Below are 25,393 nucleotides of genomic sequence, written 5' to 3' on the forward strand. Positions count from 1 at the left end.
ACTGTTTTGGTTTTCAAAGGCCGTCCCGTCCCTTCGAGTGAGATATCTTCACAGCCAGTATATAATATATCATCATAATTGTGTACTTTTACGCTGATTGCTGAAGATTATGCCGATAATCAGGAATGCGACCGTGTACAGTAAGAGAATTCCGATGGACAGTGCCGCTTCGCTCCATGTGATGTCCGCTGCTGCGTAAATTTGTGTGAAATGATACAGCGGTAAAAATTCCGCGATCCGCTGAGCGGTGTCACCGAATAATTCAATTGGAATGAAAATGCCTGACAGAAATGCGAGACCCAGTGTGACAAGGTTTGCAAGGCCATTGACGATAAAACGATTCGTCGTCAGTGCATTTATCGCATACTGCAAAGCCAGTGTAAAGGCCATAATCAGCATCAGCGCTACAAATATATGTGCAAGCGGCATGCCTTCAAGGCGATCGTAATAGAGCCCGATCAGACCGAAGAACATAACCAGCACTGCGAAAATTCCAACCAGTGACTGTGCACCTAATATTTGGAGTGCACTCGATGTTGATGACACCGGTGCTGAAATAATGCGTTTTTGAAGTTCCGGTTTATTGTATTCAGACATCAAGTTACCAACTGAAAGCATAATGAACAGCATGAGCCAGTAAGCAGCGAAGTTTGTATAAGCTGCGGCATTCGTATAGTTTTCATCGGTGTCGATAACCGTATCATTGTTCAGCTCAACATTTACAGTGTCGGTTAATGCTGTCTGGAGTGTTTCTTTGTCGAGTTCTCCATGTTCATTAAACTGGGCATTGGCAAACATGAGAAACTTAGAAATTTCACTTTCCAGCTGAACGGCTGATGTTGCACGTTCGTCGCTGATGATTTCAACAGCAGGTTCACCGTTTTTAACCTGTTTCTCAAAATTTTCTTCTATAATAACTGCCCCGTGAATTTCCATCAGAAAGACTTGTTCTTCCAAATGCTCGCGGTCAGGCTCTGTCATTACTTCAACTTCATGTGAACTGCTTAAATATTGAATCAGTGCTTCCGACGTTTCTGATTCGGAATTGTTCACAACAGTAATCCCAAGCGTTTCACTTTCGAATGTGTCCGTACCGCCGGCTGTACTGAACAGTGCTGCGATGGCAAAAAAGATAAGTGCCAGCGGTATAATAAACCATTTAAATTTCCAGAAGTGGAGGAGTATTATTTTAAATATGGTCATATTGTTTCCTCCTTAATGCAATTAAGGTGATGAAGAAACTGACAAACGTAATGCCAAGTAAAAATAATATTGTCGGCCAGTAGCTCTCGAAGTTATCCATCAAATTTACCCGGTAGATTGTATCTGTAATATGCGCCAGCGGATTTAATTCATTAATGAGCGGCATTTCCCGGTTGATTACCGTTCTGACTCCCGGTCCCATCAGCCCGGCAAGGAATGCCAGCCCGACGATAAAGACGACAGGGACGACTGATTTTACGTTGATGTTCACTCTTGGTGTCAGTCCGATAATAAATCCAAGACCAAGTCCTGCAATATTTCCGGCTAATACGATGCCGAGTGTCGGGAGCAGGTTGTTAAACAGTACCGACTCGCTGAATATCATTAAATATCCGATTAGGATTGCGTTTGACATCAGTCCGAGAAATAAGCCCGCAACTGAACTAGCGAGTATATATTTTGTTTTACTGAAGGGGCTTGCGGAGAATCTGGCGCCCATTGTACTTAGATTCGGACGCATCGATGAAATCAGCTCCATACTTGTAAATACTGTATACAGTGAGACCATTGCGATTGTTGAATAGTACATTACAACCTGTGGTTCTGTCTCCATATCGTTTGACTGAATAAAGTCAGCCTCAAAATTAAAGTTTTCTGGTGAGACACCGAGTATAGACGTCTGGTGAATCTGGTTCATTACAGATTCTAAAACGGATGCATGAAAACTGCTGCCCTGAACGATTAAACTGCCGTCTTCTGTAATATATCCCGTAACATTTTCTGCATCCAGTTCTGCTCTTGCTGTGCTGTCGGACATTTCATTAACGGTAATAAAGTCAATCTGTTTCAACACCTCTGTGTATTCGTTGTCTTCTGTTACAGCGACTTCGATATTTGTCATATCCTCGCCGCCGAGATTGGACGTCGTCGCTATAAAAATCGTTACGAGTACCAGAGGATAGCCGATTGTCCAAAAAATATATCCAAAATCTTTAAAGTTAATGACGAGTAAATAATAGGTGAGACGTAAAAAGTTCATCAGTCCCTCAGCTCCTTGCCTGTCAGTTCCAGGAAAATACTGCTCAGCGACGGCTGTTCACTCGCGATTTCTGTATAAGTCAGCGAGTTATCTTCGATAAAACGGATAAGATTTGCAAGGTTGTTATGATTTTTCTCGAATTGAATACTGTACTTATCCTGAGATTGTAATACCTGGTTGACGTGCGGAATTTGTTTTAGGCGTGATACAAGTGTATCGTCTTCAGTAATAAATTTGACAGTGATACTTTCTGTCGTCGAAATTGATTTCTGCAGCTCGTCGAGTGTACCGTTCGCAACATTGCGTCCGTTATCCATAATGACGAACGAATCACATAAGTCTTCGGCTTCTTCCAGATAATGTGTCGTGTAAATAACAGTTGTTCCCTGCTCTTTCATCTTTTTAACGCCTTCAAGAATAAAGTTTCTGCTCTGTGCATCGACTGCGACAGTCGGCTCATCGAGGAAGAGGATTTCCGGTTTATGGGCGATGCCGCAGGCAATATTGAGCCTTCTCTTCAGACCGCCGCTCAGCTGTTTCGGGACGAACTTTCTGTATTTTTCAAGACCGACAAAAGCGATTGCTTCGTTGACGAGCTGTTTACGTTCCGCTTTATTCGTCACGTATAACCCGCAGTAGAAGTCGATATTTTCTACGACGTTCAGTTTATCGAAAATAGCGAGCTCCTGAGGCACGATGCCAATCCGGCGTTTTGTTTTATTGTTGTTTGGGTTAACCGGTTGGCCGAATAGTTCAATTGTACCCTGATCGAATTTCAGTAAGGAAAGCATGCAGTTAATCGCTGTCGTTTTGCCGCAGCCGTTCGGACCGAGCAGGCCGATAATCTCATTCTCTTTGGCCTGAAAAGAGAAGTGATCAAGTGCGATAACGTCTTTGTATCTCTTAACTACTTTGTCCATTGCAATCATATTATTGCCTCCTGTACTATATTGGTTAATTTAAGTTTATAATATAAATAAATGTACGGTTAGTGTCCGGGGTCATGATTTGTGGTGACAATTGTCATATTGTGAGGTGAAGTAATGTCAAAAATATATGAAAAGATTATGATATTTATAGTGCTGTCGGCTTTCTATCTGCTGTCTTCAGATGACACGCATATAACTGTAATACTAATATCTTTTATTGCAGCATTCAGCATTGATGTCATCAGAAAAAAATATATGCTGTTTATAATTATTGTGATGTTTGCTGTTCTTGTGTACATAGATATAAATTATCTGTATTTCCTGCCGCTTGTTTCTCACATCATATTTAAAGAATACGGCAGGTACGGGATTATTGCATTAGCTCCTATCGTCCTGTTTCAGGAATGGGCGTTGCTGTTTTTAAGTATCCTTATTTTCTACATGACAGTATTGTCCAGTAAATTGTCGGAAGCGAAACAGCTGAACAGAGAAATGCGGGATCAGCTGACTGAAGATAATATGCGTTTAAAGGCACAGCGTAATGAACTGATGAAGACTCACGAGAAAGATATTTATATGGCGGGACTTAATGAAAGGAACCGGATTGCCCGCGATATGCACGATGCACTTGGTCACTCTCTGTCGAGCAGTATTTTGCTGATTGAATCGCTGCAATATGTTAAAGATGAAGAGACATTGCACCATTCATTAAAACAGCTGCAGGACAGACTGAAGATAGGCATGGAAGACGTGCGTCACAGTATTCATAATCTGTATGACACTTCCATAGACCTGGAGGCGAGAATTGAAAGTTATCTCGGGGAAATGGACGATTATTCGAAAGAATTTATATATGATGTAAATATCACGCTGACTCATGAACAGAAAATAGATATGCTGTCACTAGTCAGGGAAGCACTGACGAATATCCGCAAGCATTCAAATGCATCGGCGTTTAAAGTAATCATTAAAGAACATCCTAAATTTTTAGCACTGACTGTTAAAGATAATGGCAATGCTGATAAGGAATTTAACAGAGGCATGGGACTTCAGTCGATGACAGAAGCCGTGCAGAAGTACGGCGGTGTGCTGAACACGTTTAATGATGAAGGCTTTATCGTGCACGCAATATTTTACATGGAGGGGCTCGGAAATGAGAATAGTAATAGTTGATGATGATCCGCTTGTAGTGTCGGCGCTGTCGACAATAGTAGGGAATTCGAATTACGATGTTACAGCCACCGGCACGAGCGGTTTTGATGCGGTTGAATTATATAAAGAACATCGACCCGATTTGTTAATGACAGATATCCGTATGCGGGAGAAGTCAGGGCTCGAGGCCAGTAAAGATATATTGACGGATTTCCCGGAAGCTAAAATTCTGCTGATTACGACCTTTAGAGATGATGAATATATTCACGAAGCTCTGAATATCGGCTGCAAGGGATATTTACTAAAAGATAATCTTGCGGGAATAATTCCGGCGATTGAAGCGGTGCTGTCAGGCAATATGGTGTTCGACAGCAATATCGTTAAAAGCATGTCGGCAACATCATCGCATAAAGATTTGTCAGAGCTGTCTACGAGAGAGCAGGATATTATTGAACTGGTCGCAGAAGGACATAATAATAAAGAAATTGCCGAGCATCTTTACTTGAGTGAAGGCACAGTCAGGAATTATATTTCTCAAATGCTGACAAAGCTGGATTTAAGAGACAGGACTCAGCTTGTCGTTTATTATTATAAAAACTAGACGGAGGTGTTTGGATGACACTCGAAATCAGAAAAACTGAAGTTCGGGATGCTGAACGCATCAGAGAAATCTGCAGTACGGGATGGAAACAGACAGTTCAAGGTAAATTGAGCAGTACGTTTCAGCAGCAGACGGTTAATTACTGGTACAATGCTGATAAAGTGAAGCAGGATATTAAGAAAGGCAGCTATGCTTATACTGCTGTATATGACGGCATCGCTGTCGGTGTTATAGGCGGCGGAATCCCAGGTGCTAAACGTGCTGAAGTGTATGTATTTTATATCGACAGTAAATACAGGTATCATGGAATTGGCAAGGCATTATTACATAAACTTACCGAACATCAAAAGAACAAAGGTGCAGCTGAGCAATGGGTGTCGGTTCAGGCGGACAATGAACTTGGGCTGCCATTTTACAAAGCGCGCGGCTTTATTCAGCAGTCGGTAAAAGAAACAAAGAGCGCATCAGGCGAAGTGCAGGTTTCTTTAAGAATGAAGAGAGACATTTAATTATAGTCTGCCTGTAAAATTAAGGAGTCACATGAGATAATTACTTTAACAACTATGATGAAGTGGAGTGTTTACTAATGAAAAATGTTATTTTAGATTGTGATCCAGGGCATGATGATGCGATATCGATAATTATTGCAGCATCTGATGTCAGTGATTTAAATATTTTAGGTATTACGACTGTTGCAGGAAACGTCGAAGTCGAAAAAAATACTATTAATACATTAAAAATTTGTGAACTCCTGGAGCTGGATGTGCCGGTTGTGCAGGGTGCAAGAAGACCATTGGTAAAGGTGAGTGAAATCGCACCTGAGATTCATGGGGAAACAGGCATGGACGGCCCGGTGCTGGCTGAACCTAAAATGCAGGTGACAGAAGGGCACGCAGTTGATTTTATTATTGACCAGGTAATGAATTCAGCTGAACCGGTTACTCTGGTTCCGACTGGACCGCTTACGAATATTGCGATGGCTTTAATCAAAGAACCGAGAATTATTGAAAACATAGATGAGATTGTCTTAATGGGCGGCGGTACATTCGGTAACTGGACACCGGCAGCGGAGTTCAATATCTTTGTGGATGCTGAAGCGGCGAAAGTTGTCTACGACAGCAGCGTGCCTGTTACGATGTTCGGTCTTGATGTGACGCATCAGGTGATTGCGACAAAAGATATTATTGAACGTGTTGGTAAAATCGATAATGAAATTGCGGTCTTTGTTAAAGAACTATTAATCTTTTTCGGAGAAGCCTATAAAGATCATTTCGGCTTTAACGGCGGACCGATTCACGATGCATGTACGACGATGTATCTTTTAAAACCGGAGCTATTTAAGACAGAATATTTAAATGTAACTGTAGAAACAAAAGGTGAATATTCATACGGTATGACAGTGATTGATACGCTGAGTGTTACAGGCAGAGAGCCGAATACTAATGTTGCACTTGGTGTGGATACAGAAGAATTCTGGACTTTATTTGAAAAGATTTTAACTTCGTTTGGGGATAAAGATAAAAATGAATAAAACAAATATATGGATTGATTGCGACCCTGGAATTGACGATGCGATTGCGCTGGCTGCAGCAGCTGCCAGCAGAGATACTTTGAATATACATGGAATTTCCACTGTAGCGGGCAATCAGACGATTGAACGCGTAACGAATAATGCACTCGCACTGAGTTCTTTTCTCGGACTGGAGATTCCTATTGTTAAAGGTGCGGAAGGTCCGCTGACAAGAACTAAAGAAGATGCGGGTCATGTGCACGGTGAGACAGGACTCGGCAATACTGTATTGCCGAAAACTGCGAAGCAGACCGAAGCAGGGAATTCGTTTCAGGTAATCAGAGATTATATTATGAATCTCCCTGCAGATGAAAAAATGACACTCGTGCCTGTCGGTCCTTTGACTAATATTGCACTGCTGTTAAAAGTATTTCCGGAAGTATCTGAACGTATTGAAGAAATTGTCTTAATGGGTGGCGGCACGTTCGGTAACAGAACACCGACGGCAGAATTTAACATTTGGGGAGATCCGGAAGCAGCAAAAATCGTGTTTGATTCAGGACTGCCGATTGTAATGTGCGGACTTGATGTGACGCATAAGAGCGGGCTTAATCGCAGTCAGGTTGAAGAATTATTTAACAGTACAAACGAAGTTCAGAAAACATTCGGCGAGATGCTGAAATTCTACTTCGATTCACCAGCGTATATTAACAGCGAGCTTGTGCATATACATGATGCAGTCGCGGTAATTTATCTGACAAATCCTGAGATATTTAAAGGAATGCAGGTGAGCGTTGACGTCGATTGTACGGACGATATTAACCGTGGAATGACAGTGTGCGATGTGCGGAAAACTGCACCTGAAGCGGGACGTAACGTGAAGCTTCTTAACGATATTGATTTAACAGAGTTTCAAAATATATTGCTGAATAAACTGGGCAATTTATAGTAATTCTTGGAGGTAAAACAGATGAGTAAGCCTAAAGTAACAATTGTGGGCAGTTTAAATATGGATTTAGTAGTGACAGCTGAACGTCATCCAAAAATAGGAGAGACGCTGACCGGAGAAAAATTTACGACACTGTGCGGCGGTAAAGGCGCAAACCAGGCAGTTGCAGCAGCAAGACTCGGCTGCGATGTGACGTTTATCGGCAGAGTGGGGAACGATGCATTCGGAATTGAAATGATTGAAAGCCTGAAAAATGAAGGTGTGAATGTCGATAATATTGAGATGATTGACGACGTGGAAAGCGGTATTGCAATGATTACAGTGAATCCGATGGACAACACGATTATTGTTGTGCCGGGAGCAAACGCTCATGTTACAAAAGACGTTATCGATAAACACCAGTCAGCAATATTAGAAAGCGATGTTGTTGTGACACAGCTTGAGATTCCAATGGAGACAGTCGATTACCTTGCACAAGTGTGCGGGAAAAATAATATCGATTTAGTCGTGAATCCGGCACCGGCCAGGAAACTGACGGATAATATTATTAATCACAGTACATATATTACGCCGAACCAGATTGAATTAACGCAGCTGGCTGCTGCACATCCTGAAATTTTACAAGATCACGTCGATAAATTTGTTGTCACGAGCGGCAGCAAAGGCTGTTACTATTCAGTCGATGCATTCCGTGTCGATGTGCCGACGATGAAAGCAGAAGTTGTTGATACGACAGGCGCAGGCGACTGCTTCAACGGCGCGTTTGTCAGCTACATTGCACAAGGCAAAACTCTGCAGGAAAGCTGTTATTTCGCTAACACTGCAGCATCGATCAGCGTAGAAAAATTCGGTGCACAAAACGCGATGCCGACAACTGAACAGGTGCTGGAAAGAATGCAGCAGTAAATTTATATTGATTTGACCCGGAAATCTGGAGATTTCCGGGTATTTTTTGTTTTATTCGGCGTTTGCTCCGCAATGAGAGGCTGTCATTCCCGAGAAAGAGCGTTTGCTCCGCAATGAGCGACTGTCATTCCCGAGAAAGAACATTTGCTCCGCAATGAGCGCCTGTCATTCCCGAGAAAGAGCGTTTACTCCGCAATGAGAGGCTGTCATTCCCGAGAAAGAGCGTTTGCTCCGCAATGAGAGGCTGTCATTCCCGAGAAAGAGCGTTTGCTCCGCAATGAGCGACTGTCATTCCCGAGAAAGAACATTTGCTCCGCAATGAGTGCCTGTCATTTTCGAGAAAGAAAGTTTGCTCCGCAATGAAGCTGTCATTCCCGAGGAAGCGTCAAAAACAGAGGAATTCACTGATTAATCGTCTTTCCTTAAAGTTTTTACCGGGTAGTGTAGTATAAGTGAAGTAAATTAATTTTATGAGGTGACAATAATGGGAGTATTCGATGTAGATTACAACAAGGTGAACGAGATAGAAGACCTGCCATATGATGTCGAGATTACGAATCATAGCTGGATTAAAACGAGTGACGGCACAAAGTTGTCGGCAAAATTCTGGCAGCCGAAAGGGCTTGAAGTGACTAGAGGAACAGGCCTCGAGTTTCTACCGTACAGAAAAGATGATTTTACAGCGTTAAGAGATGAAATCAGACATAAATATTTCGCAGGCAACGGATTCACTGCCATGCGTGTCGATATTAGAGGTACAGGTGATTCCGAAGGAATTATTGAAGATGAGTATCATATATCTGAGCAGGATGATGCTATAGATATTATCAGCTGGATAGAAAACCAGAGCTGGTCGAATGGCTCTGTCGGCATGATAGGGAAATCATGGGGCGGGTTTAACGGGCTGCAGGTCGCAGCACGCCAGCCTAAAGCTTTAAAAACGATTATTTCATTATGTTCAACAGACGATCGTTACACAGATGATGTGCATTACCGCGGCGGTGTAATGATGGCATCGGATATGCTGTGGTGGGCATCGACGATGTTTGCTTATAATGCGAGACCGCCGTTTCCGCAGTTTGTCGGTGACCGCTGGTACGATATGTGGATAGACCGCATGGAAAACACACCGCCTTTCGTTGAGGAATGGGTCAGCCATCAGCGACGTGATGAATTTTGGAAGCACGGTTCTGTCGATGAGAACTATGATGATATTCAAATTCCTGTGCTCACAATGAGCGGCTGGGCAGACGGTTATACGGACGCTGTTTATCGTATGATGGATAATTTAAATGTACCGAAAAAAGGAATCATCGGACCCTGGGCGCACGAGTTTCCAGATCTTGCGATTCCAGGGCCGCAAATCGGTTATTTACAGGAATGTGTCGACTGGTTTTCGAAATGGTTTACAGACGATCAGAGTGCAGTTGAACACGAAGATGAATTCCATATTTATATTCAGGACAGTGTCGAACCGTCGACAAGTTACGAGTATAGAGCAGGAAACTGGATCGACGTATACGCGGAAAAATTTGAATCCGTCGATATTCTAAGTCATTTTCACGATGAAATTAAGCTTGCTAATAATCAGCATCACGGACTTTATTCAGGTGTGTACTGCCCGTTTGGACAGGAAGGCGATTTAGCGGCTGATCAGACAATTGATAACGCACTGGCAACAACAATTTCAGTGGATGCTGCTGAAGAACTGAGCATCGCCGGACAGGCGAAACTAAACGTACGTGTTAAATCTTCACACGATGAAGCAAATCTGCATGTACGTTTAACGGACGTTCACCCTAACGGTAAACGTACGCTGATTACAAAAGGGCAATTGAATTTAAATCATGTGAACAGTCACGAGCATCCGGAAAAACTGCCGATCGATGAATATATCGATGCCGAAATTCAGTTTGACGTTATCGGTTATACTGTACCAAAAGGGCACAGCATTGAAATTTCATTTGCGCCAAGCTACTGGCCGCTGATGTGGGCATCGAAAGATAAAGTGGAACTGACAGTGGATTTAAACAACAGTTCACTTGACCTGCCTTACGTTGAAAATTACACGCCGGTTGAAATGAAATACAAGACAGCTGAGATGGCAACGCCGCTTGAAAAAGAAATTATTGAAGAAGGCTACCGTACAAGAAACGTCATTAATGATCTGACGACGAATAATTGGATTCTGGATGATTATTCAAATGAAGGACAAAGGTTCCTTCCTCATTTAGGTATCACTTACGGTACTGAAAACCATAATATTTACACGATAAACAACGATAATCCGTTATCTGCCTCAGTGCAGTGTGACTGGACAGTGGTTGTTGAAGATGCAGATATTAAAACAGAAATGAAAACAGAAAGTATCATGACATGCGATTATGAGAACTTTTATCTTGTAAACCGACTCATTGGTTATAAAGATGGGAAAGAAGTTTTTAATAAAGAATGGAAAAAGACAGTAAAGAGAGATTTTAACTAGAAAAATCTAACAGTCCCTGCCGCTTAAATTCGGCAGGGACTGTTTTGTTAAATTATTGATGAAAATAATGAAGTTGGGATAATAATAATCCACGGTGCCATTAATAATGTAGAGATAATACTGGATTTGGTAACTTGTTTAGCGTCCAGACCAAATTTTGCATAGATTTTCTGAGTGATTTTAAACTGTATTAAAATAATAACCACGAATAAAATAAGGACGAAAATCATACTGTAAATGCTGTTGAACGGATTCGCGATAACCCCTTCGAAGAATGCAACAATCCAGTCGGGTGTAGCATTACTGATTTCTTTAACATCATCAAATGATGTAGGGTTACTTCTGAACAGCGGATCAATGTATAATACTGCGTACATAATTCCGACGGCGGCGAGATGCAGACCGAGATCCGTCAGCCAAATTTTCCATGACGCTTTTACAGTCAGTTCTTTACGGTTATATTTTTTATCGAGTGGTAAATAAATAGCGAACCAGTCGATTAACATTTTTAAAGGTATTATCATAAAAACAACAGGTGGAATTAACCACATTAGCCATACCGGCATAATCATTAGGGAAAACCTCTTTCTTATTTTATGGATTATCCTGTACATTTTACGCCTATCGCGCAGTTATGTAAATTGAAATGGAGAATAGGGGAGATAGCATAAAAAAGGTCACTCCGGAGAGTGACCAGAATCAAATACTATTCAGCAAACACTGTGCTCCATGTGCTGCGTCCCTCAAGCATCTTGCGGGCGATTTCTTTAGCGCCTTCAAGACTGTGGCTCGCTGCCCAGCCGCACTGTACTTCGTTGCAAGCTGGAACTTCAGTTGCTTCAAGCACATCATTTAAAGTTTTTTCCATTACATCTTCAATACCTGTCTTATCATCGTCATTCATTACTGAAAGATAAAAACCAGTCTGACATCCCATTGGGCTTAAGTCGACAACACGTTCGTGGTGGTTGCGGATGTTTTCAGCCATCAAGTGTTCAATAGAATGAAGTGCAGGCATATCCATATGCTCTTTGTTCGGCTGGCAGAAACGGATATCGTATTTGTAAATCGTATCTCCGTGCTGGCCTTCGTTTGTCCCTGCAAGTCTGATATAAGGTGCAGCTACTTTTGTGTGATCCAGGTTGAAACTTTCAACGTTCATATTCTTCATTTATGACACACTCCCTAAATTGTTTACTCCATTTTATCTTATTACAATTTGACGAGGAATGGCAACCGGAAGGATTTTACCGGCGCGCGCCTCAAAAAAATAGCACGCACTGAATAGTCAGCGCGTGCCTTATCAATATCTATATATTTCTCGGATTAATAATGGATTTAAAGTTAAAGATTGCATTAAGTACGATTGCTGTCAGACTTCCCATTACAATTCCGCTGGAAGTAATGACTGACAGGCTTTCAGGCAGTGCCGCGAACAAATCGGGAACGACTGTAACGCCAAGTCCCATTGCTACAGAAATTGCCACGACAACCATGTTATCCTGTTTATTTAAGTCGACACGGGACAGCATTTTAATTCCTGCACCGATAACCATACCGAACATCGCGAGCATTGCGCCGCCGAGTACAGGGCCGGGTATAGCCAGTGTTGCTGCACCGATTTTAGGAACGAGTCCCAGAATAATCAGCATAGAACCTGCGATGTAAATAATTTTATTTCTGCGGACTCCTGATATTTGAATCAGTCCGACATTTTGAGAAAACGTAGTATAAGGAAAAGCGTTAACGAGACCGCCTAAAAATATTGCGATACCTTCAGCGCGGTAGCCGCGTTTTAAATCTTCACCTTTAATTTTCTTCTCTGTAATATCTCCAAGAGCAAAGTACACACCTGTTGATTCAACAAGGCTGACTACTGCAACGAGCGTCATCGTTAAAATTGGAACGATGTGAAACTCGGGTGTACCGAAGTAAAAGACTTGCGGCAAATGCAGCCACGAAGCGTCTGCTACCGGAGTGAAATCAACACGGCCGAAAAACGCACCGATAATTGTTCCAAAAATAATACCGGTTAATATCGCAATAGAACCAAAGAATCCTTTAGCGAATTTCAAAATGATTAAAATAATAATTAAGGTAGAAAAACCTAAAAACAAATTAATTGCTGAACCGAAGTCTTCAGCCCCCTGGCCGCCGGCAAGGTCATTGATTGCGACAGGGATTAATGTAATTCCAATGACTGTAACCACGGTGCCAGTAACGATTGGCGGGAAGAACCGTATCAATTTACTGAAAAAAGAAGCAATCAGTACAACGAGCAGTCCCGATACTAAAATTGCACCGTACACAGACTGGATGCTGTAGGTGTTTGCGATATTTATAATCGGTCCAACGGCGGTAAACGTACATCCGAGCACGACGGGTAAACCGATGCCGGAGAACTTATTCTTCCAAACCTGAAGAATTGTTGCAACACCGCACATCATAATATCGATAGCAATTAAGTATGTCAGCTGAGCGGGTGTCAGTCCGATTGCATTACCGACGATCAGCGGCACAATTACTGCACCGGCATACATTGCGAGCACATGCTGAAGACCGAGAGAAAAGTCTTTAACGTTGGATTGGCTCTGCTCCTGCATTATTCCATGTCCTCGACAAACGTAATTGTCCCGTCAGTTAAAGACTGGATACGTGCAAGTGACTCCACGCGGTAGTTTTTCTCTTTTAGAATTGATGCACCGCTCTGGAATGATTTCTCAATAACAATGCCGAGTCCGGCAACATGAGCGTCAGCCTGTTCAACAATGCTGATTAATGCACCGGCTGCTTCGCCGTTAGCTAAGAAGTCATCGATAATTAAAATATTGTCACCAGGCTGGATAAACTGATTTGATACGCTGATCATGTTCGTTTCCTGCTTAGTGTACGAAAAGACTTGTGCAGATAATAAATCATTAGTAAAAGTAAGTGATTTTCTTTTGCGTGCGAAAACGGCGGGCACACCAAAGTTCAATGCAGTCATTACCGCAGGGGCAATACCTGAAGATTCTAAAGTAAGCACTTTTGTAATTTGATTATCTTTGAATCTGGCATGGAATTCTTTGCCGATTTCCACCATTAATTCAGGGTCAATTTGATGATTTAAAAATTTATCTACTTTTAATACGTTATCGGAAAGTGCGATACCTTCTGACAGAATTTTATTTTTTAACAAGTCCATTCCGAGTGCTCCTTTTTTATGTAAGTTAATGAATGTATTTATATTAACAGAAATAACGAACATATCAACATTTATTTTAAATAAAGTTCCTAAAAAAGCTTATTTTATGTATAAATATATAAAAACATTCGGTTATTGTTATTATTAGGATGAATTTTGACCTGCATGTATAATTAATTTATCGTGTCATAAGGAGATTGGGAAAGAATGGAAATAACAAAAGAAATTTTAATCAGAAGTAAAGTTCATGAAATGATACTGCGGGGAGAACTGCAGCCCGGAGATAAACTGCCGAGTGAAAATGAACTTGCTGACTTATACGATGCAAAAAGAATTGATGCGAGAAATGCGCTGGTTCAACTTGAAAAAATGGGCATCGTATACGGCAGACAGGGTGTTGGTCGTTTTGTGAATGAACCGCTGCCGACGATAGAATTTTTAATCACGGGAACGACGAGTTTTTCTGAGAAAATGAAGGAGCAGAACATACCGTATGAAAGCCGTGTTATTTACGCGGATTATGCAAGTGATGCCGAACAGGAGCATTACCGTGACTCGCTCAGGACTGGTAAAGATGTAAAAATATTTAAAGTATCACGCTTAAGAATTGTCAATGAAGTACCGTGCGCAATTCATATTTCATATATTCGTGAAGACCTGTTTCCTCATATATATAAGGAAAGAGCAGATCTTCAATCGGTATACAATTATTTTAAAGCCGCAGGGCGAGAAAATTTAAGCAGCAAAGACCGCGTGGTATTGACACAGTTTCCAACTCTGGAAGAAATGAAGTTATTGCAGTGCAGCGAACTGGTGCCGCTGCTCGTCTTTGAAACTGACACGTACGATAAAGATACAGATGAATGTTTGGAAAGAGTGAAAATATTATACAGAAGCGATTTGTTTAAACATCAGCTGTCAGATGAAAGTTAGACCGGGACTTTATGTTCCGGTCTTTTTTTGTCTTTTTGTCTATTCAGCAGTCTTAAAGTCACCATTTTAACCAAGCCGAAACATTCATCAATTGAATGTTTACATTCCTTTACCAACACTTAATCATACTGAACTTGGCAACAAGTTAGGATTAAATCATAAGGAGGTTGTGACATGCACAGAAAACAATGGACGCGCATTTTTGCGAAGTATGGCAGAACAGAAGCTCTAGAATTTTATAACAGGTATAAAGAAGAACTCGAGTTCGATATCATCAGCGAACCTGAAGAAGGTCTCGTAATGGTGAAGACGAGAGAGCATGCAAGAAATACTTTATTTTACATGGGTGAAGTACTGGTTACAGAAGCTAAAGTAAGACATGGCTCAACAGTGGGTCTCGGTCTCGTGAAAGGTTCTGATGAAGAATTCGCAGAGGCAATGGCTTTTATCGATTTAAGTTTTAAAAAGGAAAAATTTACAGCGGAATTAAATGAAATTTTAAACACGCTTAAAAATATTGAAGCAAATGATGTTGCAGAACGCACTGAAAAGATTTTACAGACTAAAGTCAGTTTCGAAATGATGAACGACTAGGAGGATTCCGGTGAAAACTATAGTACATACAACACAAGCGGTGTACCGCCAGCTTATCAACACAGTGAGCCGTCCCGGCCACACAGAGATAATTACTGAAGAGGTTAAAAATTATTCGGATTTCAGCGATGCAGCACTGCTTATTTCGATGACGCTGTTCGATAATGAAATTTCTTTTTTCTCATGTGATAAAACAATGCAGAAAGAATTGAAAGTTTTAACAGGCGGCATCCCAAATAAAGATTACACGACCGCTGATTTTATCGTCTCAAAAGAAGCGGATTTAAAAGAAGAATATTTTACTGAAGTTATGCACGGCGTATTAATTTCTCCGGAAAAGTCGGCGACGTTAATAATTGAAGCAAACAGTATTGGTGAAGGCAATGAATACCGCCTCAGCGGTCCCGGCATTAAGAATACGACAGATGTAAAGCTGTCTTTAGACAGCCGCTGGATCGAACTCCGCAATGACATATGTAAAGAGTACCCGCTCGGTATTGATCTCATTCTGACAGATAAAAATAACAACGTAGTAATGATTCCGAGAACGTCCAAAGTGGAGGTGCTGTAGATGGGTTACGTTGCAGTTAAAGGCGGCGCACATGCTATTAATAACTCAGTTATTTTATATAAAAACAGACGTCTTGAAGAAGGCGCGGATATCGAAGTCGAAAACATTAAAACGAATATGCGCCAGCTAATCAATCAGATTATGAGCGAAGCGAGTTTCTACGACCGTAATACCGCGGCGCTGGCAATCAAACAGGCGGAAGGGAATATGGAAGAAGCGGTTTTCTTAATGCGTGCACACCGTTCGGCATTGCCGAGATTATATTATTCAACAGTAACGGATACGCGTGAAATGTTCGTTGAACGCCGCGTGTCGGCAAGTTTTAAAGATATTCCCGGCGGACAGATCTTAGGCGCATCACCAGATTTTACGCACCGTCTTTTGGATGATGCTTTAAAAGAAATGGCGGATGGTCCGAAAGAGACAATTAAGTATAAAGAAGTGCCGTTCAATTACGAACTCGATAAACTGCCGAAAGTTATCGATTATTTAGAAGATGAAGGACTCTTCAAAAGAGAAGAAGTAAATAATGATGAACCGGATGATATTACGAAGAAAGCAATTGAGTATCCGAGTACAAGAAGTCAGCGGCTGCAGGCATTGACACGTGGTCAGACAGGCGCAGTAACATCACTCGGCTATGCGGAAATTCGCGGTTACGGTATTTCAGCGCATCCGAATATCGGTGAATGCCGTGTCGGCCAGCAGCCTGTCTATATTAATCCTGACGATGATTACGGAGAATATTTTATCGGTGATTTTGAAGTAACAGAAATAGACGCATTTATGCCGGATCTTGATGAAGATGACTCGGATGCCGGGGACAAAGATCTCATGATTAAAATCGGCTACGGTCTCGTCTTCGGTCAGAACGAAACGAAAGCGATCGCAATGAGTGTACTCGATTACAGTCTGGAACATCCAGTGCCGGGTGTTGCAACGAGTGATGATGAATTCGTTCTGTATCATATCGATTCGGTTGAATCGACAGGATTTATCTCACACTTGAAACTGCCGCACTACGTAACATTCCAATCGAAATTAGACCGTATGCGTCAAAGTAAGGGGGAACAGCAGTGAGCCAGAATTTTGCATTCCTAGATGAGCATTCTAAAAAAGAAATACGCAGAAAAACTTTAAAAGCCATCGCCATTCCAGGTTATCAGGTACCGTTCGCATCGCGTGAGCTGCCAATTGCCCGCGGCTGGGGAACAGGCGGTCTGCAGCTGACACTGTCATTAGTCGGCAGAGAAGATACGCTGAAAGTCATTGACCAGGGGTCGGATGAATCGGTTAACGCGGTAAACATAAGAAATCTCGTGCAGAACACGACAGATGTTGCAGAGACAATTCATACAGGTGAAGCGACTCTCATACAGTCACGGCACAGAATTCCAGAAGTCCCGTTGAAGCCGTTCCAAATATTAGTGCTTCAAGTACCGCAGCCGGAACCTTTAAGAGCAGTCGAAGTCAGCGAACGCAAAACAAAAATGCTCCACGGTGATAAAGAGTACAGCGGCGCGTTTATAAAATTATTCGAACAGATTATGAAGTTCGGTCATATTACTGATGATGCGGATTATCCTGTAATGGTAAATGACCGTTACGTGATGGCGCCAAGCCCGATTCCAAGGTTTGATAATCCGAAGATGAATTACAACGAAGGACTGATTCTGTTAGGTGCTGGACGCGAGAAAAAAATTCACGCAGTGCCGCCTTATACGAAAGTTGAGTCGCTGGCATTTGAAGATTACCCATTTGAAGTTGAACAGTTCGACGACAAAGTGTGCCGTGAATCCGGATTGTCAGGTGTTTATATGGATGAACTGCAGGACGAAGAAACAGGCGAGACTTATTATGTCACGAATGATACGAGTTACATGCTTGAGAAGCTGAACGAGGAGGCTGTGAATAATGCCGGCAAATGATGATGTAGTTTTATCGATCAGAGATTTATCGAAACAATTTGGCAGCGGCTGCGAACACTGCCGGGACCAGTCTTTTGAACTGCAGAAAAACATGTGTCCCGAGTGCCATACAGTATTCGCAGTAAGAAATGTGTCATTTGATTTATATAAAGGAGAAATACTCGGTATTGTCGGAGAAAGCGGCAGCGGTAAAAGTACATTAATGAAAATGATGTATTTTGATCAGGAAGCGACGTCAGGAAATTATATTCTGCCGGAAGACAATACGGTGGAAGGCAACGTATTTAATGTGTCGAGCCAGAAGAAAAGACAAATCAGAAACGAGCAGCTGGGGATGGTATATCAGAACCCGATTCTTGGATTAAAGATGGATTTTTCCTCGGTGACAAATATCGCAGAAAAACTGATTGCGAGCGGCAGCCGCAACGTCGGTAAGATGACGGAACGTGCTGATAACTTTTTAGAGAAGGTAAATATTTCTCTCGACCGTAAATACGAAGCGCCGAAAAACTTCTCAGGTGGAATGCAGCAGCGCGTACAAATCGCGAAAGCATTATCGAACTACCCGCCAATTTTATTATTGGACGAAGTAACAACAGGGCTCGATTTATCTGTACAGGCGGATGTACTTGAACTGATAAAAGAAATTCAGCGGGATATGGGCGTCAGTATGATTGTCGTATCGCACGATCTGGCAATTATCCGTATGCTCTGCGACCGTACGATGGTTATGCTCGACGGGGAAGTTATCGAGCACGGCATTACCGATCAGATACTGGAAGATCCGCAGCACAAATACACACAGCAGCTCGTGTATTCAATTCTTTAGGAGGTAACAGGTTTTGATAATTATAAACAGCAGCGTTATTACAGCAACTGAAATTCTGGAAGATTATGCAGTCGTGATAAACGGCGACACTATTGAAAAACTGCTCCCGATGAATGAAGTAAACACAGAGGATTACGGTAATGTCATCAACGCAAAAGGCGGTTACGTTACTGCAGGGTTTATCGATATTCATTCGGATTATATTGAAGGGATTATTGCACCGAGACCGACGACAATTATGGATTTTAATATTGGTATTAAAGAATCGGAAAGAATTTTAAGTTCACATGGTATTACGACAATGTTCCATTCACTATCGATTTATAAAGAAGATTTATTCGGGCATAAGCCTGTCAGACAGCCGGATAATGTGGATAAACTGATTCATGCGATTCACCGTACGCACTCTGAGAAACATTTAATCAGACACCGTATGCACGCACGCTTTGAACTGGACTCACTCGGCATGGTCGATACTGTAAAAGACCATATTGAAAACGAACGCGTTCATCTCCTCAGCTTTATGGATCATACCCCCGGTCAGGGACAGTACCGTGATATTGAAAAGTACCGTCACACGATGAAGGGCTACCAGGATCTTTCTGATGAAGAAATTAATAAACAGATTGAAAACAAAAAAGAAATGAACAGACTGTCAGTTGAAGAGATGGAAACAATATCGAAACTGGCGAGGTCAAAAGGTATTGCTGTCGCTTCACATGATGACGATGCAACGGAGAAAATTGATTTTAACGAAGCGCTTAACACATCAATCAGTGAATTCCCTATCACTATGGAAGTGGCGAAGTATGCACATGGTAAAAGAATGTACACGGTGGCAGGTGCACCAAATATTATGCTTGGCGGCTCTCACTCCGGAAACTTAAATGCGAAAGATGCAATTATGGAAGGCTGCATATCTATCTTATGCAGTGACTATTATCCGCCGGCAATGCTGCACTCGGTATTTAAGCTGCACAGAGAAGCGGACTATCCGCTCGTTGAAGGCTTTAAATTAATTACATTGAATCCGGCAAAAGCAGTACAGATGGATGATGAAATCGGTTCTATTGAAGCCGGAAAAAAAGCAGACATAAATATTATCAGACTGTTCGACGACTATCCGACGATAACAGAATGCATCGTCAATGGAAAAGTAGTCAGCCGTTACCACTACAGAATCGATTAGGAGGAAAATCATGATTACAATAAATGATTTCAGCAAATCATTCACAATACATCATCTTAAACAGACAAGAGAAGCAATCAACGGCGTATCGTTCGATGTAGAAAAAGGAGAGTTTCTCGGTATTGTCGGGGAAAGCGGCAGCGGGAAATCAACTATTTTAAAAAGTATATACGGTACGTATAAGCCGACGTCAGGCATCGTCAGCTATGATTCTGAAATATTTGGAAAAGTAGACCTTCATACTATTTCAGACAGAGCACTGATTAAACTGCGCACACGTGAAATTGGCTATGTCTCTCAGTTTTTAAAAGTAATGCCGCGTACGACAACGCTTGAACTCGTAATTAATTCCATGCTCGAAATGGGTGAAAATAAAAAAACTGCAGCTGAAAAAGCTGAAGAAACACTCAAGCATTTCGATATTCCAGAAGCGTTGTGGCATAACTACCCAAACACTTTCAGCGGGGGAGAGAAACTGCGTTTAAATATTGCTTGTGCAGTCGTTAAAAATCCCCGTCTGCTGCTGCTGGATGAACCGACAGCGTCACTTGATGAGAAGTCGAAACTGAAAGTCAGAGAGACGATTTCAAAACTGATTGATAACGGCACGACGCTGATTGGTATTTTTCATGACCTCGAATTTATGGACGGACTATGCAATAAAGTTTACGACATGAATTCAAAAACGCTTGAGGAGAGAGCAATATGAACAGCAAAATAGATCTGCATGTGCACAGTAACTTTTCCGATGGTAAAGATAGTGTAAATAAAGTGATGGATCTTGCAAAAAAACGCAATGTTGAAATGTTAAGCTTCGTCGACCACGACACAAATCAGACATATTTTGAAGCGCTACCATATGCGGAGGCGCTCGGTATTGACTTAATTTCCGGCATTGAAATATCAGCATATGATTTTAAACGCGGTCGAAAAGTCCATGTGCTTGGGTATAACTACAATCCTGACGCACCGAATATAAATAAATTAACAGAGCCTTTACTTAACGAACGACATAAGCACTCAATGGAACAGATTAAAAAGATAGAAGAATACGGTATTGATATCGATATGGACGAAGTAAAAAAGACTGTCGGACCGCTTGGTGTTATATATAAACAGCATATAATGCACGCAATTTGCGACAATCATTATACATGTCCGAAGTACACAACGAAATACCGTACACTGTTTAAAAACAACGGTCCGGCAAGCGGGGACATTGAGTATATCGATTATATTGATGCCTTAAAAGCGATAAAAAAAGACAACGGACTCGCTGTCATTGCTCATCCCGGCCAGCTGCACAGCTACGAACTGATTGATGAAAGTTATCAGCTGATAGACGGACTCGAGAAGTTTCATCCCGATCACAATCAGGAAGATTATGAAAAAATTGATGCACTGATAGAGAAGTACGGTTTCTTTATGACGGGCGGTTCGGATTTTCACGGAGATTTCGGAGCGTCAGTTGAGATTGGTATCGACAGTTCATTATTAAGAGAAACAGCCCAATTATTTAGATAGCATAAACATGTGTTAAGTAGCTGTAAAGTGCATTTACTTGCAGCCTGTAATGCCTTTAAACTAAGCGTGTAAATAAAACTTAAGGGAGTTTGAAAATGAAAAAGTTATTCAATGTTTTTCTTGGTTCAGCATTTGTATTAGCACTTGCAGCATGCGGCACAGAAGAGAGTACTGAAGAAAGTTCAGCAGATGCAGCGGCAAACAGTGACGAGCCTCTAAGTGTCGTCTGGTACCCTAACGAATCCGGCAGTGAGCTGGCAGATGCACGTGAAGAAATCGGAGCGATTTTAGAAGAAACGACCGGCAGAGAAGTAGAACATGAACTGACTACAGATTATGCGATCGCAATCGAGAGCATTGTTAATGATAATGCGGACCTGGCATTTACAGGCGCAGAAGGATACATACAAGCTAAAGAACGCAACGACAACATCGTTCCTTTAGTCGTGCCGTCAGGCCCGTCAGGAACTGAAGAAGACGCGTTATACTACAGCTGGTTTGCAACTGCAGTTGAGCACATGGAGCAGTATGAAACAGGCGAAGGCGAATACTCAATCGATGAATTTCCGGGGAGCAACTTCTCATTTGTTTCAACTTCATCAACTTCAGGATTCAGAGTGCCAACATCAACGATTTTAAATGAATTTACTGAAACTGAAGAGTTTGCAGATTTAACAGAAGAAGATTTAGCTGAAAGCGGCCGTTTCTTTGAACAGGTCATGTTCGGGAACACTCACCAGGGTTCTGCAGTGAACTTAATTAACGACAGAGCGGATGTTGCAGCATTTTGTGACACTTGTCTTGAAAACTACGTAGAACTTGCTGAAGGTGAAGAAAATATACCTGGAGCAATTTACGAAGTTTCTGAAGGCGCGGCAGATCCATTTTCAAACTTAGCAGGAGAACAATTTGGAATTATTTCAGCAACACCTGTACTGAATGCTCCGTTTATCGCCAACGAAAGCACTTTAGGTGCAGATGTTGTAGCAGAACTTCAGGAAGTATTCGCATCGGATGAAGTAGCGAATAACGAAAAGATTTTCGTACCTGAAGATGCAGAAGAAGGCGGCTTATTCTCTAAATCGGCAGACGAGCGTTTCGTAGTTGTTGAAGATGAGTGGTTTAATCCAATCAGAGAATTGAGCAACTAATTTATGACTGAACGTACCTGACAGCATAAAATATTTATTTTAACGAAGAGGGGATTCCCCCTCTTTTTAATTAGGAGGCAATATTCATGGCGGTGGACAGTAAAGTAAAAAAAGTCACGGAAACCAGAACGGATTTTAATAATAAAGAAACAGAAGAAGTACTTATTTCATTCGACGAAGATTTGGAAATTACAGGTGATGAAGTAGAGATTGCGACGAAAGAAGAACTGAAAGAAATGCCTGTAATTATGTCGATTGAAAACCTGAACAAAGAATATTCAAAAGGGAAATCGGTGCTTAAAGACGTTAATTTTGAAATTAAGCAGGGTGAACTGCTGTCTATTATCGGTCCATCGGGAGCCGGGAAATCTACTTTACTTCGTTCGATTAACCGCATGATAGAACCTACTTCCGGAAAGATAACTTTCGACAAGCAAAATATAACGAATGTTAAAGGGAGAGAGCTCCGTAATATGAGAACAAATATCGGGATGATTTTCCAGCATTATAATCTGGTGGACAGATTGTCGGTATTTGAAAATGTGATGCATGGAACACTCGGATATAAAAACAGTCTGCAGGGAATTTTTTCATTGTATACAGAATCTGAAAAAGAAGAAGCAATTGATATCATTACCGAACTCGGTATCGAAGATCATATTTATAAACGCTGCGATGAGCTGAGTGGCGGACAAAAACAGCGTGTCGGCATTGCTCGGGCTTTAGTGCAGAAACCGAAAATTATTTTATGTGATGAGCCGATTGCGTCGCTTGATCCAAGTTCTTCTAGAGTAATTATGGAACACCTGAGAAAAATTTGCAGTGAAAAAGGAATTACAGTCATAGTGAACCTGCATCAGGTGGATGTGGCGAAAAATTATTCCGACAGAATTATCGGCTTAAACAGCGGTGAAATTGTTTTTAACGGGCATCCGACAGAAATTAATAAAGAAGTTATTCAGGCTGTTTATGGTACAGACTTTGACGATTTAATCATGGAGTAGGTGACGAGTGATGAGTAAAACGGGCACTATTAATGCAAATGAAATAACTATTATTCAAAAGAAAAATTTATATCTGCTGCTGACAGTCGTCATTATCGTCGGTTTGATTATGCTTGCAGGCTACATAACAGAATACAGTCACGTTGAAGGTATCATGTCAATTCCGGCGGCAATATCATGGATGGCAAGCAACATGTGGTTTTCACAGTCTACCTTGTCAAATCTCGGCAGTGTGCTGCGTCTGTTATGGGAAACAATTTTAATTTCGATTGTTTCGACAACAACAGCTGCAGTATTCGCAGTCGTCTTTGCACTGTTAGGCTCAAAGCTGACTTATATAAATAAACCGCTGATGTATGCAGCGAAAATCGTGGCATCAATTTCACGTAACATTCCGGTGGTAGCGTGGGCGTTAATTTTAGTCATCAGTTTCGGAACGAACTCAATGACAGGATTTTTAGCTTTATTTTTCGGTTCATTCGGATTTTTAGTCAGAGCATTCCTTGAGACTATCGATGAAGGCAGTGAGGATTCAGTCGAAGCTCTGAAAGCGACAGGAGCAACATACTGGCATACGATTTTTAAAGCGGTACTGCCTGACAGCATGCCGCAGATGTTCAGCTGGATTTTATTTATGATTGAAACAAATATTAGAAGTGCCACGCTTGTCGGACTTCTGACCGGTACAGGTATCGGCTACTTATTCGACTTGTATTATAAACAGCTGAATTATGAAATGGTCTCGCTGATTACACTTGCGATAGTACTTGCTGTCTTAGTTATCGAGGCAATATCGAATATTATCAGAAGGGAGATTTTATAATGACTGCAGTTGTTGAACATAATAAAAATGGCGGCATTAAAGTCTCTAAACCGAACAGAGGACAGAGGATCTTAAAAGGACTGTTAATCGGTTCTGCGATTTTCACAGTAATCGGATTCTTCTTAATGGATTACTCGGGTCTCGATTTAGCACATGCAATTCCGATGACAATCGATAATCTCAGACAGATGTTTTTATCGCCGAGTTTAAATAATACAACATGGTCCAGTGCATTATGGCAAGTTGCCATAACATTGTCCCTCGCTTTTTTAGCGACGATTTTAGGGGCAGTGATTTCACTGTTTCTCGCATTCGGTACGGCAGTAAACTTATCGAAGCCGTGGATCAGCAACACGATAAAAGCAGTTATAACAGTCGTGCGTGCAGTACCGACTGTATTATGGGTACTGATATTTGCGATTGCGGCAGGACTCGGCGCAGTTGCGGCAGTTATCGGGATGATTTTCCACTCGATAGCGTATCTTGTAAAAGCATACTCGGAAGCATTTGAAGAAGTCGATCAGGGTAAAATAGAAGCACTTCGTGCAACTGGCTCAAGCTATCCCCATATTTTATTCCAGGTTGTAGTACCGCAGACGAAAAGCTTTTTAATTTCATGGACGTTTCTGAGGTTCGAAATTAACTTCGGTGTGGCAGTTGCGATGGGCGCAGCGGCAGGCGCCGGAGGTATAGGTTACGAGTTATTCATGGCAAGTTCATTCTATTACGATATGCAGGAAGTCGGTGCAATCACGCTGATTATTCTTGTTGTTGCGATTATCCTGGAACTGATTGCGAACCGTTTAAAAATGGCGGCGTAACAGTAAGAAAAGCATTTTAAAATTTAAAAATCGTCCTTGCGCTCTAACAGGCAAGGACGATTTTTTGT

Annotated in this window: 27 protein-coding genes; 20 read left to right on the forward strand and 7 right to left on the reverse strand. The window is 41.6% G+C overall.

Annotation, left to right across the window (positions count from 1 at the left end; translation table 11 throughout):
- Window positions 1-72: 72 nt before the first annotated feature.
- From H625_RS0102910 to H625_RS0102920, 3 genes are read right to left on the reverse strand one after another with little or no spacing between them, the layout of a single operon-like run.
- Window positions 73-1,203: an ABC transporter permease gene (locus tag H625_RS0102910; RefSeq protein WP_026858570.1), complete on the reverse strand. Its 1,131-nt coding sequence runs from the start codon at window positions 1,201-1,203 to the stop codon at window positions 73-75.
- A complete protein-coding gene (locus tag H625_RS0102915) occupies window positions 1,190-2,242 on the reverse strand; it encodes an ABC transporter permease (protein ID WP_026858571.1) in 1,053 nt (350 codons plus the stop codon). Before H625_RS0102915 ends, H625_RS0102910 begins: the two co-directional genes overlap by 14 nt.
- Entirely contained in the window at window positions 2,242-3,171 is a 930-nt protein-coding gene (locus tag H625_RS0102920) for an ABC transporter ATP-binding protein (protein ID WP_026858572.1), read from the reverse strand. The genes H625_RS0102915 and H625_RS0102920 overlap by 1 nt, the downstream gene beginning before the upstream one ends.
- Window positions 3,172-3,285: 114 nt before the next feature.
- Here H625_RS0102920 and H625_RS0102925 point away from each other — a divergent pair, with 114 nt between their 5' ends.
- The 7 genes from H625_RS0102925 (at window position 3,286) to H625_RS0102955 (ending at window position 10,774) form a co-directional block, all read left to right on the forward strand.
- A complete protein-coding gene (locus tag H625_RS0102925) occupies window positions 3,286-4,344 on the forward strand; it encodes a sensor histidine kinase (protein ID WP_026858573.1) in 1,059 nt (352 codons plus the stop codon).
- A complete protein-coding gene (locus tag H625_RS0102930) occupies window positions 4,325-4,924 on the forward strand; it encodes a response regulator transcription factor (protein ID WP_026858574.1) in 600 nt (199 codons plus the stop codon). The genes H625_RS0102925 and H625_RS0102930 overlap by 20 nt, the downstream gene beginning before the upstream one ends.
- Before the next feature lie 14 nt (window positions 4,925-4,938).
- Window positions 4,939-5,433 carry a GNAT family N-acetyltransferase gene (locus H625_RS0102935; protein ID WP_026858575.1) on the forward strand — a complete coding sequence of 165 codons (495 nt, stop codon included), beginning with the start codon at window positions 4,939-4,941 and terminating at the stop codon, window positions 5,431-5,433.
- Window positions 5,434-5,510: 77 nt separating this feature from the next.
- The gene (locus H625_RS0102940; protein WP_035785075.1) at window positions 5,511-6,455 is read left to right on the forward strand and encodes a nucleoside hydrolase; all 945 of its coding nucleotides are present in this window, start codon (window positions 5,511-5,513) and stop codon (window positions 6,453-6,455) included.
- A complete protein-coding gene (locus H625_RS0102945; RefSeq protein WP_026858577.1) occupies window positions 6,448-7,383 on the forward strand; it encodes a nucleoside hydrolase in 936 nt (311 codons plus the stop codon). The genes H625_RS0102940 and H625_RS0102945 overlap by 8 nt, the downstream gene beginning before the upstream one ends.
- Before the next feature lie 21 nt (window positions 7,384-7,404).
- A complete protein-coding gene (gene rbsK, locus H625_RS0102950) occupies window positions 7,405-8,289 on the forward strand; it encodes a ribokinase (protein ID WP_026858578.1) in 885 nt (294 codons plus the stop codon).
- Window positions 8,290-8,773: 484 nt separating this feature from the next.
- Window positions 8,774-10,774, forward strand: a complete 2,001-nt coding sequence (locus H625_RS0102955; RefSeq protein WP_026858579.1) for a CocE/NonD family hydrolase — start codon at window positions 8,774-8,776, stop codon at window positions 10,772-10,774.
- Window positions 10,775-10,821: 47 nt separating this feature from the next.
- Here the strand turns inward: H625_RS0102955 and H625_RS0102960 are convergent, their stop codons facing one another.
- From H625_RS0102960 to H625_RS0102975, 4 genes are all read right to left on the reverse strand, one after another.
- Window positions 10,822-11,325 (reverse strand): hypothetical protein, encoded by a 504-nt coding sequence (locus H625_RS0102960; protein ID WP_169516107.1) that lies wholly within the window; start codon window positions 11,323-11,325, stop codon window positions 10,822-10,824.
- Between the two features lie 155 nt (window positions 11,326-11,480).
- The gene (locus tag H625_RS0102965) at window positions 11,481-11,945 is read right to left on the reverse strand and encodes an S-ribosylhomocysteine lyase (protein WP_026858581.1); all 465 of its coding nucleotides are present in this window, start codon (window positions 11,943-11,945) and stop codon (window positions 11,481-11,483) included.
- 139 nt (window positions 11,946-12,084) lie between these two features.
- Window positions 12,085-13,377 (reverse strand): nucleobase:cation symporter-2 family protein, encoded by a 1,293-nt coding sequence (locus tag H625_RS0102970; protein ID WP_035785077.1) that lies wholly within the window; start codon window positions 13,375-13,377, stop codon window positions 12,085-12,087.
- Window positions 13,377-13,958: a xanthine phosphoribosyltransferase gene (locus H625_RS0102975; protein WP_026858583.1), complete on the reverse strand. Its 582-nt coding sequence runs from the start codon at window positions 13,956-13,958 to the stop codon at window positions 13,377-13,379. The genes H625_RS0102970 and H625_RS0102975 overlap by 1 nt, the downstream gene beginning before the upstream one ends.
- Window positions 13,959-14,165: 207 nt before the next feature.
- On the opposite strand from H625_RS0102975, the gene H625_RS0102980 reads away from it, so the two are divergent.
- The 13 genes from H625_RS0102980 (at window position 14,166) to H625_RS0103040 (ending at window position 25,325) form a co-directional block, all read left to right on the forward strand.
- Window positions 14,166-14,891: a GntR family transcriptional regulator gene (locus tag H625_RS0102980; protein ID WP_026858584.1), complete on the forward strand. Its 726-nt coding sequence runs from the start codon at window positions 14,166-14,168 to the stop codon at window positions 14,889-14,891.
- Between the two features lie 174 nt (window positions 14,892-15,065).
- Window positions 15,066-15,485 carry a phosphonate C-P lyase system protein PhnG gene (gene phnG / locus H625_RS0102985; RefSeq protein WP_026858585.1) on the forward strand — a complete coding sequence of 140 codons (420 nt, stop codon included), beginning with the start codon at window positions 15,066-15,068 and terminating at the stop codon, window positions 15,483-15,485.
- A 10-nt stretch (window positions 15,486-15,495) separates the two neighbouring features.
- The gene (gene phnH, locus H625_RS0102990) at window positions 15,496-16,056 is read left to right on the forward strand and encodes a phosphonate C-P lyase system protein PhnH (protein ID WP_026858586.1); all 561 of its coding nucleotides are present in this window, start codon (window positions 15,496-15,498) and stop codon (window positions 16,054-16,056) included.
- Window positions 16,057-17,136: a carbon-phosphorus lyase complex subunit PhnI gene (locus H625_RS0102995; protein WP_026858587.1), complete on the forward strand. Its 1,080-nt coding sequence runs from the start codon at window positions 16,057-16,059 to the stop codon at window positions 17,134-17,136.
- Window positions 17,133-17,984: an alpha-D-ribose 1-methylphosphonate 5-phosphate C-P-lyase PhnJ gene (locus H625_RS0103000; protein ID WP_026858588.1), complete on the forward strand. Its 852-nt coding sequence runs from the start codon at window positions 17,133-17,135 to the stop codon at window positions 17,982-17,984. The genes H625_RS0102995 and H625_RS0103000 overlap by 4 nt, the downstream gene beginning before the upstream one ends.
- Window positions 17,971-18,813: an ATP-binding cassette domain-containing protein gene (locus H625_RS0103005; protein ID WP_026858589.1), complete on the forward strand. Its 843-nt coding sequence runs from the start codon at window positions 17,971-17,973 to the stop codon at window positions 18,811-18,813. Before H625_RS0103000 ends, H625_RS0103005 begins: the two co-directional genes overlap by 14 nt.
- Before the next feature lie 13 nt (window positions 18,814-18,826).
- Window positions 18,827-20,002 (forward strand): phosphonate metabolism protein PhnM, encoded by a 1,176-nt coding sequence (phnM, locus tag H625_RS0103010; protein ID WP_026858590.1) that lies wholly within the window; start codon window positions 18,827-18,829, stop codon window positions 20,000-20,002.
- A gap of 10 nt (window positions 20,003-20,012) precedes the next feature.
- Window positions 20,013-20,711, forward strand: a complete 699-nt coding sequence (locus H625_RS0103015) for a phosphonate C-P lyase system protein PhnL (protein WP_026858591.1) — start codon at window positions 20,013-20,015, stop codon at window positions 20,709-20,711.
- A complete protein-coding gene (locus H625_RS0103020; protein WP_026858592.1) occupies window positions 20,708-21,526 on the forward strand; it encodes a PHP domain-containing protein in 819 nt (272 codons plus the stop codon). The genes H625_RS0103015 and H625_RS0103020 overlap by 4 nt, the downstream gene beginning before the upstream one ends.
- Before the next feature lie 95 nt (window positions 21,527-21,621).
- A complete protein-coding gene (locus H625_RS0103025) occupies window positions 21,622-22,677 on the forward strand; it encodes a PhnD/SsuA/transferrin family substrate-binding protein (protein WP_026858593.1) in 1,056 nt (351 codons plus the stop codon).
- 236 nt (window positions 22,678-22,913) lie between these two features.
- A complete protein-coding gene (phnC, locus tag H625_RS0103030; RefSeq protein WP_026858594.1) occupies window positions 22,914-23,681 on the forward strand; it encodes a phosphonate ABC transporter ATP-binding protein in 768 nt (255 codons plus the stop codon).
- Window positions 23,682-23,691: 10 nt separating this feature from the next.
- Window positions 23,692-24,504: a PhnE/PtxC family ABC transporter permease gene (locus H625_RS0103035; RefSeq protein ID WP_084135702.1), complete on the forward strand. Its 813-nt coding sequence runs from the start codon at window positions 23,692-23,694 to the stop codon at window positions 24,502-24,504.
- A complete protein-coding gene (locus H625_RS0103040; RefSeq protein WP_026858596.1) occupies window positions 24,504-25,325 on the forward strand; it encodes a PhnE/PtxC family ABC transporter permease in 822 nt (273 codons plus the stop codon). The genes H625_RS0103035 and H625_RS0103040 overlap by 1 nt, the downstream gene beginning before the upstream one ends.
- The last annotated feature ends 68 nt before the right edge of the window (window positions 25,326-25,393 follow it).

It is taken from the genome of Jeotgalicoccus psychrophilus DSM 19085, assembly GCF_000425845.1.
Taxonomy (GTDB): domain Bacteria; phylum Bacillota; class Bacilli; order Staphylococcales; family Salinicoccaceae; genus Jeotgalicoccus; species Jeotgalicoccus psychrophilus.